17 protein-coding genes are annotated in these 15,751 nt (G+C 68.3%); 9 read left to right on the top strand and 8 right to left on the bottom strand.

Features of this window, described 5'->3' with window-relative positions; all coding sequences use genetic code 11:
- Positions 1-65 precede the first annotated feature (65 nt).
- On the top strand, positions 66-224 hold the full coding sequence (locus SCK26_RS20495) for a hypothetical protein (RefSeq protein WP_318202754.1): 159 nt from the start codon (positions 66-68) through the stop codon (positions 222-224).
- Between the two features lie 124 nt (positions 225-348).
- Complete coding sequence (locus SCK26_RS20490; protein WP_318202753.1) at positions 349-597, top strand: SCO4226 family nickel-binding protein; 249 nt, start codon at positions 349-351, stop codon at positions 595-597.
- A gap of 18 nt (positions 598-615) precedes the next feature.
- Here the strand turns inward: SCK26_RS20490 and SCK26_RS20485 are convergent, their stop codons facing one another.
- From SCK26_RS20485 to SCK26_RS20475, 3 genes are all read right to left on the bottom strand, one after another.
- The gene (locus SCK26_RS20485; RefSeq protein WP_318202752.1) at positions 616-1,062 is read right to left on the bottom strand and encodes a nuclear transport factor 2 family protein; all 447 of its coding nucleotides are present in this window, start codon (positions 1,060-1,062) and stop codon (positions 616-618) included.
- Positions 1,063-1,186: 124 nt separating this feature from the next.
- On the bottom strand, positions 1,187-1,315 hold the full coding sequence (locus SCK26_RS20480) for a hypothetical protein (protein ID WP_318202751.1): 129 nt from the start codon (positions 1,313-1,315) through the stop codon (positions 1,187-1,189).
- Between the two features lie 496 nt (positions 1,316-1,811).
- Positions 1,812-4,040, bottom strand: coding sequence for a protein kinase domain-containing protein (locus SCK26_RS20475; RefSeq protein ID WP_318202750.1), 2,229 nt, complete (start codon positions 4,038-4,040; stop codon positions 1,812-1,814).
- A 691-nt stretch (positions 4,041-4,731) separates the two neighbouring features.
- Here SCK26_RS20475 and SCK26_RS20470 point away from each other — a divergent pair.
- Positions 4,732-5,190: a MarR family winged helix-turn-helix transcriptional regulator gene (locus SCK26_RS20470; RefSeq protein WP_318202749.1), complete on the top strand. Its 459-nt coding sequence runs from the start codon at positions 4,732-4,734 to the stop codon at positions 5,188-5,190.
- Between the two features lie 945 nt (positions 5,191-6,135).
- Here the strand turns inward: SCK26_RS20470 and SCK26_RS20465 are convergent.
- Positions 6,136-6,576, bottom strand: a complete 441-nt coding sequence (locus SCK26_RS20465; RefSeq protein WP_318202748.1) for a hypothetical protein — start codon at positions 6,574-6,576, stop codon at positions 6,136-6,138.
- Positions 6,577-6,771: 195 nt separating this feature from the next.
- Entirely contained in the window at positions 6,772-7,533 is a 762-nt protein-coding gene (locus tag SCK26_RS20460; protein WP_318202747.1) for a phosphoglyceromutase, read from the bottom strand.
- Positions 7,534-7,693: 160 nt separating this feature from the next.
- On the opposite strand from SCK26_RS20460, the gene SCK26_RS20455 reads away from it, so the two are divergent.
- Positions 7,694-8,947: an MFS transporter gene (locus tag SCK26_RS20455; RefSeq protein ID WP_318202746.1), complete on the top strand. Its 1,254-nt coding sequence runs from the start codon at positions 7,694-7,696 to the stop codon at positions 8,945-8,947.
- Positions 8,948-9,048: 101 nt separating this feature from the next.
- Positions 9,049-9,522, top strand: coding sequence for a carboxymuconolactone decarboxylase family protein (locus tag SCK26_RS20450; protein ID WP_318202745.1), 474 nt, complete (start codon positions 9,049-9,051; stop codon positions 9,520-9,522).
- Positions 9,523-9,528: 6 nt separating this feature from the next.
- Here SCK26_RS20450 and SCK26_RS20445 read toward each other — a convergent pair whose 3' ends face one another.
- Positions 9,529-9,954, bottom strand: coding sequence for a DUF2000 domain-containing protein (locus SCK26_RS20445; RefSeq protein ID WP_318202744.1), 426 nt, complete (start codon positions 9,952-9,954; stop codon positions 9,529-9,531).
- A 49-nt stretch (positions 9,955-10,003) separates the two neighbouring features.
- Here SCK26_RS20445 and SCK26_RS20440 point away from each other — a divergent pair, with 49 nt between their 5' ends.
- Both SCK26_RS20440 and SCK26_RS20435 read left to right on the top strand, forming a co-directional pair.
- On the top strand, positions 10,004-10,804 hold the full coding sequence (locus tag SCK26_RS20440; protein ID WP_318202743.1) for an AraC family transcriptional regulator: 801 nt from the start codon (positions 10,004-10,006) through the stop codon (positions 10,802-10,804).
- Positions 10,805-10,884: 80 nt separating this feature from the next.
- A complete protein-coding gene (locus SCK26_RS20435; RefSeq protein WP_318202742.1) occupies positions 10,885-11,481 on the top strand; it encodes a hypothetical protein in 597 nt (198 codons plus the stop codon).
- A 90-nt stretch (positions 11,482-11,571) separates the two neighbouring features.
- Here SCK26_RS20435 and SCK26_RS20430 read toward each other — a convergent pair whose 3' ends face one another.
- Together SCK26_RS20430 and mshA are read right to left on the bottom strand one after the other, a co-directional pair.
- Positions 11,572-12,072 (bottom strand): YbjN domain-containing protein, encoded by a 501-nt coding sequence (locus SCK26_RS20430; protein WP_318202741.1) that lies wholly within the window; start codon positions 12,070-12,072, stop codon positions 11,572-11,574.
- Complete coding sequence (gene mshA / locus SCK26_RS20425) at positions 12,065-13,399, bottom strand: D-inositol-3-phosphate glycosyltransferase (RefSeq protein ID WP_318202740.1); 1,335 nt, start codon at positions 13,397-13,399, stop codon at positions 12,065-12,067. Before mshA ends, SCK26_RS20430 begins: the two co-directional genes overlap by 8 nt.
- Positions 13,400-13,583: 184 nt before the next feature.
- Here mshA and SCK26_RS20420 point away from each other — a divergent pair, with 184 nt between their 5' ends.
- The gene (locus SCK26_RS20420) at positions 13,584-14,411 is read left to right on the top strand and encodes a class I SAM-dependent methyltransferase (protein WP_318202739.1); all 828 of its coding nucleotides are present in this window, start codon (positions 13,584-13,586) and stop codon (positions 14,409-14,411) included.
- 200 nt (positions 14,412-14,611) lie between these two features.
- On the top strand, positions 14,612-15,691 hold the full coding sequence (locus SCK26_RS20415; RefSeq protein ID WP_318202738.1) for an NlpC/P60 family protein: 1,080 nt from the start codon (positions 14,612-14,614) through the stop codon (positions 15,689-15,691).
- Positions 15,692-15,751: the final 60 nt, after the last annotated feature.

Here is a 15,751-nt window from a genome sequence, read left to right as displayed (position 1 = left end):
GCGCCCGGCCGAACGGGCATGAAATGGGCGAGGGCATCCCTGCCCCGAGGTATTAGGAGGGACCCATGGCCGAATCCCTTGGCAGCACCACGCCCGACCCCACGCAGGAGCGCGAGACCGAGCACCCCGCCGAGACCAGGAGCCTTCCACTGCTCGCCGCGTGCGGCTGCGGCTCGGGCTGCGGCTGCGGCTGCCAGTCGGGCAACCCCTGCCAGTGCGGCTGACCAACGACCGGGGCCGGCGCGAACACGCTTCACGCCGGCCTTCCGCCGCTCCGGGTGCCCGTCCCGCCGCCGGGGCGCAGCATGGACGTAGGGGAAACGTCCGGCCGGAAGGAGGCGCGGGACCATGGCCAGGTTCATGGACATCCACCGCGGCATGCAGGGCATCACGGCCGACCAGCTGATGGCGGCGCACCAGGCCGACCTCGCGATCGAGCAGGACGAGTCGGTCCACTTCGAACACGCCTGGGCGGACCCGGACTCCGGCACGGTCTACTGCCTCTCCGAGGCCCCGTCGGCGGAGGCGGTCCAACGCGTCCACGAACGCGCCGGGCACCGGGCGGACGAGGTACACCCGGTCCCGCTACAGGTCTGACCCTGGCGTCTTCACTGGTCAGCGGCTGCACGCCTCGGCGATCGACACACTGTTCTCGTAGAGGTGATGCCGGACGATCCGCCCGCCCTCCACGGTGAGCCGCAGCGCGAACGGCCCCGCGAAGGACTTCCCCGTGGCGCGCACGGTCCCCGACAGGTGCCCCATCAGCACGGCGTCGGCACCATCGACAAGGAAGGCGTCGACGGAGGCGTGAGCGTCCTCGGGCACGGTGTGCTCCATCAACTCCGTGAACTGAGCGGCGCACTCGGCACCGGTGGACCTCGGCCGGATCCACGGAACGCCCGGGTTCTCGGCGAGCAGCCAGTCGACCTCGTCGGCGAAGATCTCCACGAGCCGCTCGGTGTCTCCGGCCAGCCGGGCGGCGAGGAACTCCCGCACGACGGAGCGGGTGGCCTCGGCGACGGCATCTGAACTCACGCTGGTCGCGCTGTACTTGTCGGACATGAAGCTCTCCTCACGGCTGCGGGGCCGGCTACTGGCGGGGATTCCCGTCGATGTGCTCGACGCTGCCAGGGGAGGGAGGGGTGGGTCGATTACCCGCGAGGTAAGGAGCAGTCGTAAAGGCCCCTCAGCCGGTGGAGGCGGCCCGCCACTGCGCGGTGACGCACCCCCCTTCCACGTGCCACCACTCCTCGGCCAGGCCGTGACTGATCAGCCTCCGCACCTTGGCGAGACAGACGCCCGTGCGCTTCCGCACGGAAACGAGGCACCCGTCGTTGGAGCCGCACAGAGCGACGCACGTACTCGGTGTGGGCGCTGGATGTGTGGGGCGGCGCGAACGGTGACCGCCTCGTCAGCCGGGGCGACTTGGCCCAACTCCGCGACCGCGTTGGTGACGACGATCCCGAAAGCTGGGTGACCTGTTCGTGGCTGTCATGATCTGGGGCTCAGGCACCGGACAGGGCCGCGCCACCGAAGCGGCCCTGTCCGCCCCCCCCACTGAACAGCTGCACTGCGGAGCACACACGAGGCGGTCCGGGACTGCACCCTGAGCGGGGCCTATCGCAAGTTTGTCCTCAAGGGAGTGGAGCGGTCGTTCACCAAGTGGTTCGTCGGCGTGGACGACCGCGAAACGTCCGGCACACGCCACTGGCCCACCCGGTACGCCACCTACGTTAGCTCCATGCGTCGACAGGAAGTCTCAGTGCCAGAAAAACTCGAGACGCCACGCGACATCCTTGTACCTGAATTCATCAGGTACGCTCAATCGCTTCAATCACATGACTAAGCGAAATCCTCGCACGCTGAATTCCGGCATAGCCACATTCGACACCGTTTATGGAAATGAAAGTTTCAAAGGTTCCCTGATTTCCGGGTCGCCGTTTAACGCCTTCCAGCTGACGAGTAACTTCATCGATTCGACTATTTATTTTCGCTCGCTTACGCTCACTCGACGAATTACCTTCGATTGTTATGCGATCAAGGCTCAGGCGCGCCTCGAGGTCAAACTTCTCACCTTGTGTGCTCGTCTGAATATTGGAAGCCGTAAGCGTGATTGAAGTTCTTCCCGACGTGCTATGAAACGCGCCTCCAGCCACGTCGATTTTTCCAGCTGCACCAAAGCCGGATAGAGCAAAGGCAATTTCATTCAGTGCGGCGCGCGGCGTCACTGCACTTGAGGAAGCCCGGCGAATCGATGCCTCAACATCAGCCAATTCATCCATAGCCGAGCGGAAGTTCGGGTATCTGTCGTGGGGGCTGGATTCACTGCAACGGTCGTACCAGGCCACGAATTTCTGTGCCGCTGCCCCAACCGGCCATGCCTTCAACTTTTCTTGAAGGAGTCGACTATTGTCGGCTCGACCGACCGGAACCGGGTCACTGCCCGTGACTGCATAGAAAGCCAGCTGAGCGAAAGCGTAAATATCCACTTGGGCGCTATGGGCCGCCGCCGACCTGGGGTTAGCCATCTGCTCCGGAGCGGAGTAGGAGATGTTCCCCCACGCCTGTTTAGTGACTTGAGTTGCCTGGTCGAACCAAGCCAAATCGAAATCCGTCAGATAAGGGATCCAGGTATTATCATCCGGCCGATAGAGTGCCAGGATGTTTTCTGGCTTAATGTCCCGATGGATTACCGGTCGACTATGGGCGTGCGCGATGGTCTCCGCTGTCAGCAGGAGGAACTGAAGGACTTCTACCGCGTCTTCAATAATATTCGGAAGGTCTCGAAAATTGGGGCCATCCACATATTCCATGAAGAACCCGAGAGGGGCCTCCGTGTATTTCTCAACCTTGATGACCCGCGGATGGTCGAGTTGCTGCATGGCCTTATATCCGCGAGAGAAAAGGCTCTTCTTTTCTGAGTCGCCGTACTCGGTAGGGTGATACACCTTGTAGGCTAGTTTCTGACCATCCGCTCGTTGAACTTCGTAAACCGTCCCGAAGCCCCCACCTCCGATGCTCCTGGTAACTATTCCTTCACCTACGTCCGTCCCCAGGTCGATTTCTGCAAGCTGCTTCACTCTGTTAGTTACAGCGGCATACAGACGGGAGAACTCAGAATCCACCTTAAGATCCTTATGCTGCTTCCTCTGCCTTTCGAACCAACGGAGAGTCGGCGGAAGCAGCATGGAAGCGTTCCTGTGCCCGTGACGTCGCCAGTCTTCAGGGTGATTTGTCAGCTGCGACGTATAATCCTCCAAAAATTGCTTCCCTTGGGCAATAATCCTCTTCTTCTCGTATTCTGGAAGGGCATCGGCTGCGATCGGCGTAAAACCCCGCCCGAGGATAACGCGACCCGCAGAATCACCCTTCATGACCGAAATCTGTTCTGCCCCCGCAGCTTCTAGATTCCTGTCGATGAATTCGGAAAGGCCGCCCACGGTAACGTTTCCGTACGGATCGGCGGCGTCACCTGAGAGGCCCTCTAGGAGCATGTAAGTGAACAACCCATGCCCATATTTGCTATCTTCAATCGCCACTTGTTCTGGGCGGCAGGCCGCCAGCAAACTGCGCGACTCCGTGCGGGCTGGAATGCCTCGATCGATTTCCTCGGGTGTAACCATCTGACGACTTGCACCAAACTGCCCCGCACCAGAATGGCAGCAGTCCAAAATAGTCAAGCAGTGTTTGGTCTTTTGGGAGATCTTCTCTGTGTAACGCGCCAGATCGGCGAGACTCACGCCCTCGGCGAGTGGTTGATAGTCGACTGTTACAAGGAAGGCGTCAAGATCTGTAACTAATCCGTGTCCTGAAAAATAGAGGAGAAAAAACTCGAGATCCTCATCCATTACGGACAGCAGGGCACGACGTATATTGGGGAGAGTCGCCTCCTCGTTAACCAGTAGTTCAACATCGAACCCATATTCAGATTGACTCAGGTAGTCAGCTACCTCTGTAGCATCGGCTACACATAGATCCAGGCGGTCTTCGCCTTGGTATTCATCAATCCCAATGCAAATGGCGCGGCGGCCTGCAACCATGGTTGCTCGTCCTCTCTCTCGTGGAAATGCAAGCACAGAGTACATGCTGAGTAGGCGTCCTGTGATCGGTTCGCTCCGCTTCGGAAGATCTAGTGTTCCTTCCCGTGGAAGGTGGGTGCAGCGGCTTTGGGCTTGAGCCGCTTGGGCGCGGGTGATCACGAGTCACACGCTTCTTGGGGCATCGGGCAGTCCGTGTACCTGCCCGGTAAAGCACGACGTTGGGGGCATGTTCGGCGAGGCTGTCGCTAAGTGACTCTGTGCTGCTTCGGCGCCGATTGCGCCAACCAAGAGGTGCACCTCCTACAGTGAACATCTGATTGCTGCGCGCGCGGCGCACGGACACCGACCGGGTTGGAGCGGGGTGCCGGCAGGAGCGCAGGCCCGGCTGCGCTCCGCGCATGGGATCACCGGTACGACCCGCGGCGTAAGGCCGTCCTCGGACAGCTCAGCGAGGTGGCCGCCTGCCTCGAGGAACACGAGGCCCCCCGAGTGGAACACCGGTTGTACCGCTCGAGAGGCCTGGAGGAGTACGGAGGGATGACTCCCTACTACTACGACCGGTGGTGCAACGGTAAGTGGGCAGCAAGTAGGCGCCCTCTTGGACGAGTCGCCGGTACGTCCTTGACCTCAAGTCCAGTTCAGTTTCTACGGTCGATCTCGTCGAACGACTCAGACGACAGGGGTTTCGGCCATGGAGTACTCGCACAGTGACACCGACTTGATCAAGCAGCCCATCGGTTACTGGAGTTGGGCGGCCTGCAAGGCCGTCATCGCCCGTACCCAGGCCGCCCTCGCCGGGATCGGCACCACTCAACCGCAGTGGTGGGTTCTGGCACAGGTCGCAAGCGCCGACACCGTCAAGACCCGTGACGAAGTGTCCCGCCTCCTTCGGAACTACCTCGACACCGGACCGGAAACCATGCAGTCCGAGATCGACGCGCTCATCGTCCGGGGCTGGATCACCGAGGATGCCGACAGACGCCTGGGCATCACGGCTGAGGGCAGGGCGTTCTACGACAAGGCCGCGGCCCTTCAGGACGAGCTCTGGGCGGAGCGGCACGCGGGTATCTCCGACGAGGAGTACCTGACCACCCTCAAGGTCTTGCAGCGGTTCATCCACAACACGGGCGGGCGAGCTTGGCACCACTAGGGTTACCGCCAGTGGTTTCACCGTGAGTAAGTTCGTGCAACTCGGCCTCGGTAGTGGCCGGCCCGGGCCAGGATCTGGTAACGGGTCCGCCAGCGGTGCCAGGGCATGGCCAAGCAGGTCCGTGCGGCGCGGGGCCTGGACGAGAACGATCCGGTCAGTACAGGCGGTGGATCTGGTTCACGGTCGGAGGTCGAGTGTCGGCGGTCGGCAGGGTATTAGCCGGCTCCGGACGGCAACCAAGAAAGCCATGGCAAGCATGCACACGACGGTATGCCGGTACCAGAGGCACCATTTGCGCACCTCATGCTCGCCAGTCCCACCTGTCCCTTCGCTACCTGAAACGACTCTTCACCATCCAGTGCTGCCCGGCGGCTGTCACCAGCGCGACCAAGGTGGCGCCGGGGTCGGTGTGGTACAGGAAGTAGGACATCTCCGTCGGCGCACGAGCGGCGCTCCAACGCCTCCGCCGGCACGAGGGCGCACCGCTCGCGGGCTTGTCGGGTGCGCTTGTCCGGCAGTGGGACCACCTCCTCTCTGGGCCCCGCGAGCACGTAGCGCACACGGCGCTCTTCCACCCAGACGCGCAGCGCGTGGCACTGCCCGTACGCTCGTCGGCAGAGAAGTAAGTGAAGGGCACACGCGGGATGCCCTGCTCGGCACAGCGACGCTCATACTCGGCGGTGGTGCCGGCCCAGTGTCTGCCGAGGTAAAGCTCGCGGACAATCAGGGTGCGTCCCCGGTTGGCAGCCCGCGCACCATCGCCCACAAGTTCTCCCGCGAGGCTGCACGCGCGAACACCTCGTCCACCGAGGCGCACAGCGCTTCCGACTCGCCATCCAGCGACCAGAACTCTAAACCGTCACTTTCCACGAACAACCGGCTGTAGTACTAGGCAGTCATTCTTTCCCCAACAAATTACTTTTCCAGGGGGAGTGAACTCCGGGATCATTCCCTACCTATGGGCCACCACGTCACGTCGACCCATGGGCCGCATTCGGCGGTGTTCGTTGTGCCCTTACAGATCGTGATCTCCCCCGACGTCATGTAGTCGTAACGATGACGCACGTTGACGTCGACGGTCCCGGGACCACAGATCTCGACCTGCTTGGCGGCAGGGGTTCCGCTGAAGTCGTGCCAGTATTGCGCCCACAACGAGAAGCAGCCGTCGCCGGTGTTGGTGAGCTTGCCGCTGAGCACCAGGTCTTCGCTGTAACCGGTGCTTCTGGGCTCGGTCCATCGATTGCCTGCCGCGGAGGCCGTTCCGAACGCGACGGACCAGGGGACGGTGCCGGCCGCCGTGTTTTCACTTGCCATTGCCCGAACGGCGCTGACTAACGTCACGCCGATGGCCGCGAGGGTCATGGTTGTCCAGAATCGGTTACGCATCGGATGCGCTCCTCTTGTTCCCTCGGGGACAGATGTCCCGTCCCAATGCGATGATCGCCAGCTGATAACATCGCACTGCCGGACATAAAAAATCTTTGAGATTTATATCCAAATGACGGCCCAGCAACGGCCCAAGCCAAAAGAAAGCCCCCTCCCGGCGGAGAACCCGCAGGCAGGGGGCTTGATCGCAGGCGCTTACTTCTTCTTGCCCTGGTTCTTGACCGCCTCGATGGCCGCCGCGGCCGCCTCGGGGTCCAGGTACGTGCCGCCCGGGGTGACCGGGTTGAAGTCGGCGTCCAGGTCGTAGGCGAGCGGGATGCCCGTCGGGATGTTCAGGCCCGCGATGTCGGCGTCGGAGATGCCGTCCAGGTGCTTGACCAGGGCGCGCAGGCTGTTGCCGTGGGCGGCGACCAGGACCGTGCGGCCGGTCAGGAGGTCGGGGACGATGGCGTCGTACCAGTAGGGGAGCATCCGGACGACGACGTCCTTCAGGCACTCCGTGCGCGGGCGCAGCTCCGGCGGGATCGTCGCGTAGCGCGGGTCGTGGGCCTGGGAGAACTCGGAGTCGTCCGACAGCGGCGGGGGCGGGGTGTCGTAGGAGCGGCGCCAGAGCATGAACTGCTCCTCGCCGAACTCGGCGAGCGTCGCCGCCTTGTCCTTGCCCTGGAGGGCGCCGTAGTGGCGCTCGTTCAGGCGCCAGGAGCGGTGTACCGGGATCCAGTGGCGGTCCGCGGCCTCCAGCGCCAGCTGGGCCGTGCGGATCGCGCGCTTCTGGAGGGACGTGTGGACCACGTCGGGCAGGAGACCGGCGTCCTTCAGAAGCTCGCCGCCGCGGACTGCCTCCTTCTCGCCCTTCTCGTTCAGGTTCACGTCCACCCAGCCGGTGAACAGGTTCTTCGCGTTCCACTCGCTCTCGCCGTGGCGGAGGAGGATCAGCTTGTACGGTGCGTCGGCCATGGTCCTGAGCCTACCTAAGGAAAATCCGGGACGGGACGCGGGCGTGCACCGGCGTCCCGCGTCGATTGACATGTTCCGCTAATTGAATGGCGGCGCCGGCCACCCCCTCCGTAAGGTATGACCACCGCTTGAGCCACTTACCGCCGTTGGGGGAACCTCGATGTCGTCAGCCCGTGTCAGACGTGCCGTCCGGGAGTCCGTCTCCGGGCTGCCGCGCGAGTTCTGGTGGCTGTGGACGAGCACGCTCGTCAACCGGCTCGGCGGCTTCGTGGCCACCTTCATGGCGCTGTACCTCACGCTCGACCGCGGCTACTCCGCCTCGTACGCCGGTCTCGTCGCCTCGCTGCACGGGCTCGGCGGGGTCGTGTCCTCGCTGGCCGGCGGGGTGATGGCCGACCGGCTGGGACGGCGGCCCACGCTGCTGATCGCGCAGAGCGCCACCGCCGGCTCCGTGGCCCTGCTCGGCTTCATGACCGGCCCGGTGGCCATCGCCGCCGTCGCCTTCCTCGTCGGCATGGCCTCCAACGCCTCCCGGCCGGCCGTCCAGGCGATGCTGGCCGACATCGTGCGCCCCGAGGACCGGGTGCGCGCCTTCTCGCTGAACTACTGGGCGATCAACCTCGGGTTCGCCGTCTCCTCCATGGCCGCCGGGTTCATCGCCGAGATCAGCTATCGCGCCGGGTTCCTGATCGAGGCCGGGATGACCCTGGCCTGCGCGGTCGTCGTGTTCGCGAAGGTGCCCGAGTCGCGGCCCGCGCCCGCCGCCCGGCGGGAGGAGGCGGAGGTCGGTCTCGGCGCGGTGCTGCGCGACGGGCGGTACATGGCCGTGGTGGGGCTGTCCTTCCTCGTCGCGCTGGTCTTCCAGCAGGGCTCGGTCGGACTGCCCGTGGCCATGGGCCGGGCCGGGTTCTCCCCCGTCGACTACGGCCTGGCCATCGCCGTCAACGGCGTCCTGATCGTCGCCCTCCAGATCCCCGTCACCCGGTTCGTCGAACACCGGGACCCGCGCAGCCTGCTGGTGGTCTCCTCGCTGCTCGCCGGGTACGGCTTCGGGCTGACCGCCTTCGCCGGGTCGGTCGGCGTCTTCATGCTGACCGTGTGCGTGTGGACCCTGGCCGAGATCGTCAGCGCCCCGGTCCAGACCGGTCTGGTGGTCCGGCTCTCGCCGGTGCACGGCCGTGGGCGCTACCAGGGCGTCTACACCTTGTCCTGGTCCGTCGCCGCGCTGGTCGCCCCGCTGATGTCCGGCGCGGTCATCGACCGCCTCGGCGCGGGCTGGCTGTGGGGCCTGTGCGCGGTGGTGGGCACGGCGGCGGGACTCGGGTACGGCGTCCTGATGCGCCGGCTGCCCCCGGAGCGGCCGGCCCCCGCGCCGGTACCGGTGGAGACGGGGACGGAGGTCCGTACGGCCTGAGCGTGCCGCCGCCGAGACGCAGGTCACATCCGTGCGTGTCACATCCCCGCGCCCGCGGCTGTCAGTGAGGTGGAAGCAGCCGTACCCCACCAGGAGACACCATGGACGCTCGCCTCAACCTCTTCGCCAACCCGGTCATCGGCAAGGCCCTGCGGCACTTCAACGCCGTCGGCCAGGCGCTCGCGGAGACCTCGCTGCCGGCCGCCACGCAGGAGCTGGTGAAGATCCGCGCCAGCCAGATCAACGGCTGCGGGTTCTGCACCGACATGCACACCAAGGACGCGGCGGCGGCCGGAGAGAGCGCGACCCGGCTGCACCTGGTCGCGGTCTGGCGGGAGGCCACCGTCTTCACCGAGGCCGAGCGGGCCGCGCTGGAGCTGACGGAGCAGGGCACCCGGATCGCGGACGGCGCGGGCGGGGTACCGGACGCGGTCTGGGCGAACGCCGCCCGGCACTACGACGAGGAGCAGCTCGGCGCCCTGGTGGCGCTCATCGCGCTGATCAACGCCTACAACCGGGCGAACGTCATCGTCGAGCAGCCGGCCGGCGACTACGTGCCCGGCATGTTCGGCTGAACGCGCTCACGGGTGCATCCGCGCGCCCTTGAGGACCTTGTCCACGGCGTTCTTCGGGCCGTACACCGCCAGCCCCACCAGGTCCAGGCCGTCCGTCGGGACGGCCCGGACCGCCGCGCGGTTGTCGCGGTCGTGGCCCGTGGCGAACAGGTCCGAGGTGAACACCGCGCGCGGCAGGGCGCGGGCCAGCGCCCTGCCGTGGGCCGCCTTCAGGATCTCCTTCGTGCCCTCGAAGACCAGCACCGGTTGGCGGAACATCGGCAGGTACGGCACGGCGTCCGCGTCCTCGTACGGCTCCCCGATCACCTCGGGGGCCTCGGTGCCCAGGCCGCTGACCAGGAATGCGGTGACGTTCAGACGCTGCCAGGACTCCAGGTCCTCGCGCAGCAGTACGGCGATCTTCGTATCGAAGCGGACGGGTTCGGTGTTCATGGACCGAGACTCTCCTCCGGGGCACGGCCGGGTCTTGTACGTTTTTTGCATGGCCGCCGGGCAGGAACTCGTCACCGCGTGGCGCCCCGTGGTGCCGGGCGTCACCGAGGTCTTCCACGCGCGCTTCACCGAGTACGCCTATCCGATGCACGTCCACGACGCGTGGACGCTGCTGATCGTGGACGACGGCGCCGTACGGTACGACCTCGACCGGCACGAGCACGGCACCCCGCACGACACCGTGTCGCTGCTGCCGCCGCACGTGCCGCACAACGGTTCCCCCGCCACGCCGGGAGGCTTCCGCAAGCGGGTCGTGTACCTCGACGCCGGCCGGCTCGGCGAGGAGCTGATCGGTCCGGCCGTGGACTCCCCCGATCTCCGGGACCCCGTCCTCCGCGTGCGCGTCGCCCGGCTGCACTCCGCCCTCGCCCGGCCCGGTGACGAGCTGGAGGCGGAGAGCAGGCTGACGCTGGTCGCGGAACGGCTGCGCCTCCATCTGCGGCCGCGCGCCGGTGCGCCGCGCCGGTTCCCGGACCCGGTACTCGCCCGTGCGCTGCGGGAGTTGCTGGACGCGCGAGTGGTCGACGGTCTCTCCCTGGAAGAGGCCGCGCGGTCGCTGCACGCCCATTCGGCGCACCTGGTACGGGCGTTCAGCGGTGCGTACGGCATCGCTCCGCACCAGTACCTGACATCCCTGCGGATCGGGCGGGCCCGGCGGCTGCTGCTCGACGGGGTGCCGCCGGGCGAGGTCGCGTCGGCCGCCGGGTTCTACGACCAGGCCCATCTCACCCGGCACTTCAGGAAGCTGGTCGGCGTCACGCCGGGCCGCTACCGCGACAGCGCCCGCTGAGTTCCGTGGAGGCGCGGCGGCGTGCGAGGGGATCGGCGGAAGCCGCCCGTCCGCCGATCACCACTGGTTAGCCTCCCCGCATGGCTGACACACCTGAAGCACGGGACACACAGACCTCCGGCGACCCTTCCGTCCGCGCCCGCGCGGTGCCGCTCCGGCGCCTCTCTCTCGCCGTGGCGGGCGCCGCGGTGCTGATCGCCGCCGGCGTCGGCGTGGCGCTCGCGGCCCCCTCGGACGACGCTCCGCGTCAGGGCCGCGGCGTCGCGGCCACCGTCCCGCCGGACTCCGGCACCGGGGGCACGTCCGACGGGGTCATATCCTCCGGCGGCACGTCGACCGACGGCGGCTTGTTCTCCGGCGGCACGTCCGACGGCGGTGGCACGTCCGGCGGCGACCCGGAGGAGGGTTCCGTCGCCGGCTCCGGCAGCACCGGCGGTCTCGTCGACGGAGGCAGCAGCGACGGAAGCGGCAACGCGGGCGCCGACGGCGGCACCGGCCCCACGGACGAGCCCACCGGCACGGCGAGCCTGGAGGAGCTGAACCGGCGCGTCACGGAGCTGGACAGGAAGGTCGGCCAGTTGCCGACCAAGAAGGAACTGGCCGATGCCCTGCGGGCGTTCGCCGACGAACTCGACCACGCCACCGCGACCGAGACCCCGCGGCCGGACCCGTCCTAGAGTCTCCGGCCGGAGCCGTCCCAGGACCCCCGGCCGGGCCCGCCGAAGGGTCTTTGGCCGGAGCCGTCCCGGCTCCGCGGGCGGCCCGCGTCAGTCCGCCGGGCGTTCGATCAGGTGCGTGAACGCCTCCAGGTTCCTGGTGGACTCGCCGCGGGCCACGCGCCAGGCGTACTCCTTGCGGATCGAGGAGGCGAAGCCCAGCTCCAGCAGGGTGTTGAAGGCGCCGTCGGCCGCTTCCAGGATCTGGCCGAGGAGGCGGTCGACCCCGTCCGGGGTGACGGAGGCGAGCGGGAGACGGGCGGTGACGTAGACGTCGCCGAGGCGGTCCACGGCGTAACTCACGCCGTACAGCTTGAGGTTGCGCTCCAGCAGCCAGCGGTGGACGCCGGACTCGTTCTCGTCGGGATGGCGGATGACGAAGGCGTTCAGCGACAGCGAGTGGCGGCCGACGAGGAAGGAGACCGTCGTGGAGAGCTTGCGCGTGCCGGGGAGCTTGACCACGTAGTTCCCGGGTGCGGGGCGCTCCCACTCCAGCTCCGCGTCCTTGAAGACGGCCTCCAGGACCTGCCCGGCCTGCTCGACATCACCCATGGTGGGAGCGTACGCGACGGCGGTGGGACTGGGTCGCGGCCGTGTAGACGTCGGCGGTGGCGGCGGCGGCCGTGTCCCAGCCGAAGGACTGGGCGTGCCGGGCGGCGGCCCGGCCCATGCGGGCCGCGAGGTCCGGGTGGTCGGCGAAGCGGCCCAGCACACGGGCGTAGTCGGCCGGGTCGTGGCCCTGGACGAGGAAGCCGGTCTCGCCGTCGCGCACGGCCACCGGCAGGCCGCCGACCGAGGCCGCGAGCACCGGGGTGCCGGTCGCCTGCGCCTCGATGGCGACCAGGCCGAAGGACTCGCTGTGCGACGGCATGACGAGCACGGACGCGGCCCGGAACCAGTCGGCCAGCTGCTCCTGCCCGACCGGCGGCCGGAACCGCACCACGTCCGCGATGCCCAGCCGGGCCGCGAGCTTCTGCAACCCCTCCGGCTTGGCGAGCCCGCTGCCGCTGGGGCCGCCGACGACCGGGACGACCAGGCGGGAGCGCAGCTCGGGGCGCCGCTCCAGCAGCACGGCCACGGCGCGCAGCAGGACGTCCGGCGCCTTCAGCGGCTGTATGCGGCCGGCGAAGAGCGGGATCAGGGCGTCCTGCGGCAGTCCGAGGCGGGCGCGGGCGGCGGCGCGGCCGTCGGCGGCGCGGAAGCGGTCGAGGTTGACGCCGGGGTGGACCACGGCGACCTTCGCGGGGTCGGCGGCGTAGTGCCGCACCAGTTCGCCGGCCTCTTCGACGGTGTTGGCGATGAGGCGGTCGGCGGCGGACACGATCTGGGTCTCGCCGATGACGCGGGCGGCGGGCTCGGGAGTGTCGCCCTCGGCCAGGTTGGCGTTCTTGACCTTGGCCATGGTGTGCATGGCGTGCACGAGGGGCACGCCCCAGCGCTGGGCGGCGAGCCAGCCGACGTGCCCGGAGAGCCAGTAGTGGGAGTGGACGAGGTCGTAGTGGCCGGGACGGTGGCCGGCCCACGCCTGCATCACGCCGTGGGTGAAGGCGCACAGCTGGGCGGGGAGGTCTTCCTTGGCCAGGCCCTCGTAGGGGCCCGCGTCGACGTGCCGGACGAGGACGCCGGGGGCCAGCTCGACGGCGGAGGGCAGGCCGCCGGTCGTGGCCCGGGTGAAGATCTCGACCTCGATGTCGATCTCGGCGAGCCGCTGGGCCAGCTCCACGATGTAGACGTTCATGCCGCCCGCGTCGCCGGTGCCGGGCTGGTGGAGCGGGGAGGTGTGCACGGAGAGCATGGCGACCCGCCGGGGTCTGCGGGAGAGCCGGAGCCGGGAGGCCGACGGGGAGCGTCGCCCGAGCCTGCTGACGTACTGGCTCACGTGGCGGACCTCCTTGGTGCGGGCATGCCGTGGAAGGGCCCAGCGCGCCCTTCCTGGGGATCCAACAGCGGGCGAGTGCCCTGCCATTTCCCGATCAAGCGGCTTTGCCGAATCATTACCTGTAGTCGGGCAACTGTTCGATATGCCGCCGGTCGAGACGCGCGCCCCTATTACCCTCGTATCCATGAGAGCCCCCGCAGCCCCCCTCCCCCACTCCCGGCTGCGCTCGAACGGGCGCCCGGTCGTGGGCACGGTGACGCGCGGGACCACCCATCCCAACCGGCTGCGCCGCATGGACCGCTGGATCGCGGCCGCGCACGGTGCCGCGCTGCGCCGCGCGAGCGACCCCCTGGCCGTCGACCTGGGATACGGCGCCGCGCCCTGGACCGCCGTGGAGCTGCTGGCCCGGCTGCGCGCGGCCGCGCCCGGCACCCACGTCGTCGGCGTCGAGATCGAACCGGCCCGGGTCGCGGCGGCCCGGCCGTACGAGCGGGAGGGCCTGGTCTTCCGGCACGGCGGCTTCGAGCTGCCGGTCCCCGGGCGCCCGGTGCTGATCCGCGCGGCGAACGTGCTGCGGCAGTACGACGAGGCGGAGGTCGCCCCGGTGTGGCGGCAGCTGTGCGCGCGGCTCGCGCCGGACGGGCTGCTGGTGGAGGGCACCTGCGACGAGATCGGCCGCCGGCACGTGTGGGTGGCGCTCGGCCCGGAGGGCCCGCGCACGGTCACCTTCGCCACCCGGCTGGGCTCCCTGGAACGCCCGTCCGACCTCGCCGAGCGCCTGCCGAAGGCGCTGATCCACCGCAACGTCCCGGGCGAGCCGGTGCACGCCTTCCTGCGCGACTTCGACCGCGCCTGGGCCGCCGCCGCGCCCTACGCCGCCTACGGCGCCCGGCAGCGCTGGGTGCGCGCGGTGCGGGACCTGACCGCCGACTGGCCGGTGACGGACGCCCCGGCGCGCTGGCGGCAGGGCGAAGTCACGGTGGCCTGGGCGGCGTTGGCGCCGGTGGGCTGACCGTCCGCCGATCCGGTCACACGGGCGGGGGGGAACGCTTGCCGCGTCCCGTTCGTCACAGGGGGCGAGGTGATCGTCGTACGCGGCGGCCGGCGGGGGTGTCCGGTCTCCGACGACCTCTGTCGCTTTGCGCGCGACCGTGGCACGATCCCTCAGACGACCGTAAGTTACTGACGGTAAATCAGTTTGGGGGAAAAGGTATGGGTTCGGGCAAGCGCGGCCTGCTCACGGCCGCTCTGACCGTGGTCTGCGCGGTGACCGTCCTCGCGGCACCGGGCACGGCGTTCGCGGCCCCGGCGCCCATACCCGCACCCACACCCACGCCTGCGGTGACTCCCGTACCGGACAAGGACCTTGAAGAGGTCCGCGCCAAGCTGGACAAGCTCTACCACGACGCGGCCGTGGCCACCGACGCCTACAACGCGGCCGAGGAGAAGGCGAAGAAGCAGTCCGCCGAGATCGCGGAGCTGACCCGGAAGATCGACCAGGGGCAGCGGCGGCTGGACGGGCTGAAGGACCGGGCGGGCGCGGCGGCCCGGGACCAGTACCGCACCAACGGCCTTTCCTCCACCGCCCAGTTCCTGCTCACCGACGACCCGGGCCGGTTCCTGGACGGCGCCGGCCGGGTGCTCCAGGGCCAGCGGGCGGCGACCGGGCTGATGGCCGAGATGTCCCGCGCCCAGAAGGAGTTGCGGGCGTACGCCGACGACGCCGCCGCGCAGTGGAAGCGGCTGGAGGGCAACCGCAAGGCCAAGGCCGCCGCCAAGAAGGAGATCGAGGAGCAGATCGACGCGGCGGAGAAGCTCGAGTCCCGGCTGGAGAAGAAGGAGAAGGAGCGGCTGGCCCAGCTGGAGCGGGAGGCCGCGAAGAAGGCGCAGACCGCCTGGCTGGACACCGGTGTCCTCAAGGACGCCCACGACAAGGCCTCCGCGCCGGGCGAGAAGGCCGTGGCGTACGCCACCGCGCAGCTCGGCAAGCCGTACGTGTGGGGCGCCGAGGGCCCGGACTCCTACGACTGCTCGGGCCTGACCTCGCAGGCCTGGGCGGCGGCCGGGCATCCCGTGCCGCGCACCTCGCAGGAGCAGTGGCGGCAGCTGCCGCACGTGGACGTCGAGGACATGCGCCCCGGCGACCTCGTCATCTACTTCGACGACGCCAGCCACGTGGCGCTGTACATCGGCGACGGGACGATCATCCACGCCCCGCGCCCCGGCCGTACGGTGACGGAGGCGGGCGCCGGCTCGATGCCGATCCTGGGCGTTGTACGACCGGACGCCTGACGGTCCCGGACCCGGCCCCGGGACCGCTCCCACGGCCGGTGACCTCCGTCACGTGACCCA

This window comes from Streptomyces sp. SCL15-4 (assembly GCF_033366695.1).
Classification (GTDB): domain Bacteria; phylum Actinomycetota; class Actinomycetes; order Streptomycetales; family Streptomycetaceae; genus Streptomyces.
This window is presented reverse-complemented; position numbering and strand designations above follow the sequence as displayed.

Coding starts and splice junctions, on each gene's coding strand:
- SCK26_RS20495 (WP_318202754.1), top strand. CDS start 66: ATGGCCGAATCCCTTGGCAGCACCACGCCCGACCCCACGCAGGAGCGC.
- SCK26_RS20490 (WP_318202753.1), top strand. CDS start 349: ATGGCCAGGTTCATGGACATCCACCGCGGCATGCAGGGCATCACGGCC.
- SCK26_RS20485 (WP_318202752.1), bottom strand. CDS start 1,062: ATGTCCGACAAGTACAGCGCGACCAGCGTGAGTTCAGATGCCGTCGCC.
- SCK26_RS20475 (WP_318202750.1), bottom strand. CDS start 4,040: ATGGTTGCAGGCCGCCGCGCCATTTGCATTGGGATTGATGAATACCAA.
- SCK26_RS20470 (WP_318202749.1), top strand. CDS start 4,732: ATGGAGTACTCGCACAGTGACACCGACTTGATCAAGCAGCCCATCGGT.
- SCK26_RS20465 (WP_318202748.1), bottom strand. CDS start 6,576: ATGCGTAACCGATTCTGGACAACCATGACCCTCGCGGCCATCGGCGTG.
- SCK26_RS20460 (WP_318202747.1), bottom strand. CDS start 7,533: ATGGCCGACGCACCGTACAAGCTGATCCTCCTCCGCCACGGCGAGAGC.
- SCK26_RS20455 (WP_318202746.1), top strand. CDS start 7,694: ATGTCGTCAGCCCGTGTCAGACGTGCCGTCCGGGAGTCCGTCTCCGGG.
- SCK26_RS20450 (WP_318202745.1), top strand. CDS start 9,049: ATGGACGCTCGCCTCAACCTCTTCGCCAACCCGGTCATCGGCAAGGCC.
- SCK26_RS20445 (WP_318202744.1), bottom strand. CDS start 9,954: ATGAACACCGAACCCGTCCGCTTCGATACGAAGATCGCCGTACTGCTG.
- SCK26_RS20440 (WP_318202743.1), top strand. CDS start 10,004: ATGGCCGCCGGGCAGGAACTCGTCACCGCGTGGCGCCCCGTGGTGCCG.
- SCK26_RS20435 (WP_318202742.1), top strand. CDS start 10,885: ATGGCTGACACACCTGAAGCACGGGACACACAGACCTCCGGCGACCCT.
- SCK26_RS20430 (WP_318202741.1), bottom strand. CDS start 12,072: ATGGGTGATGTCGAGCAGGCCGGGCAGGTCCTGGAGGCCGTCTTCAAG.
- SCK26_RS20420 (WP_318202739.1), top strand. CDS start 13,584: ATGAGAGCCCCCGCAGCCCCCCTCCCCCACTCCCGGCTGCGCTCGAAC.
- SCK26_RS20415 (WP_318202738.1), top strand. CDS start 14,612: ATGGGTTCGGGCAAGCGCGGCCTGCTCACGGCCGCTCTGACCGTGGTC.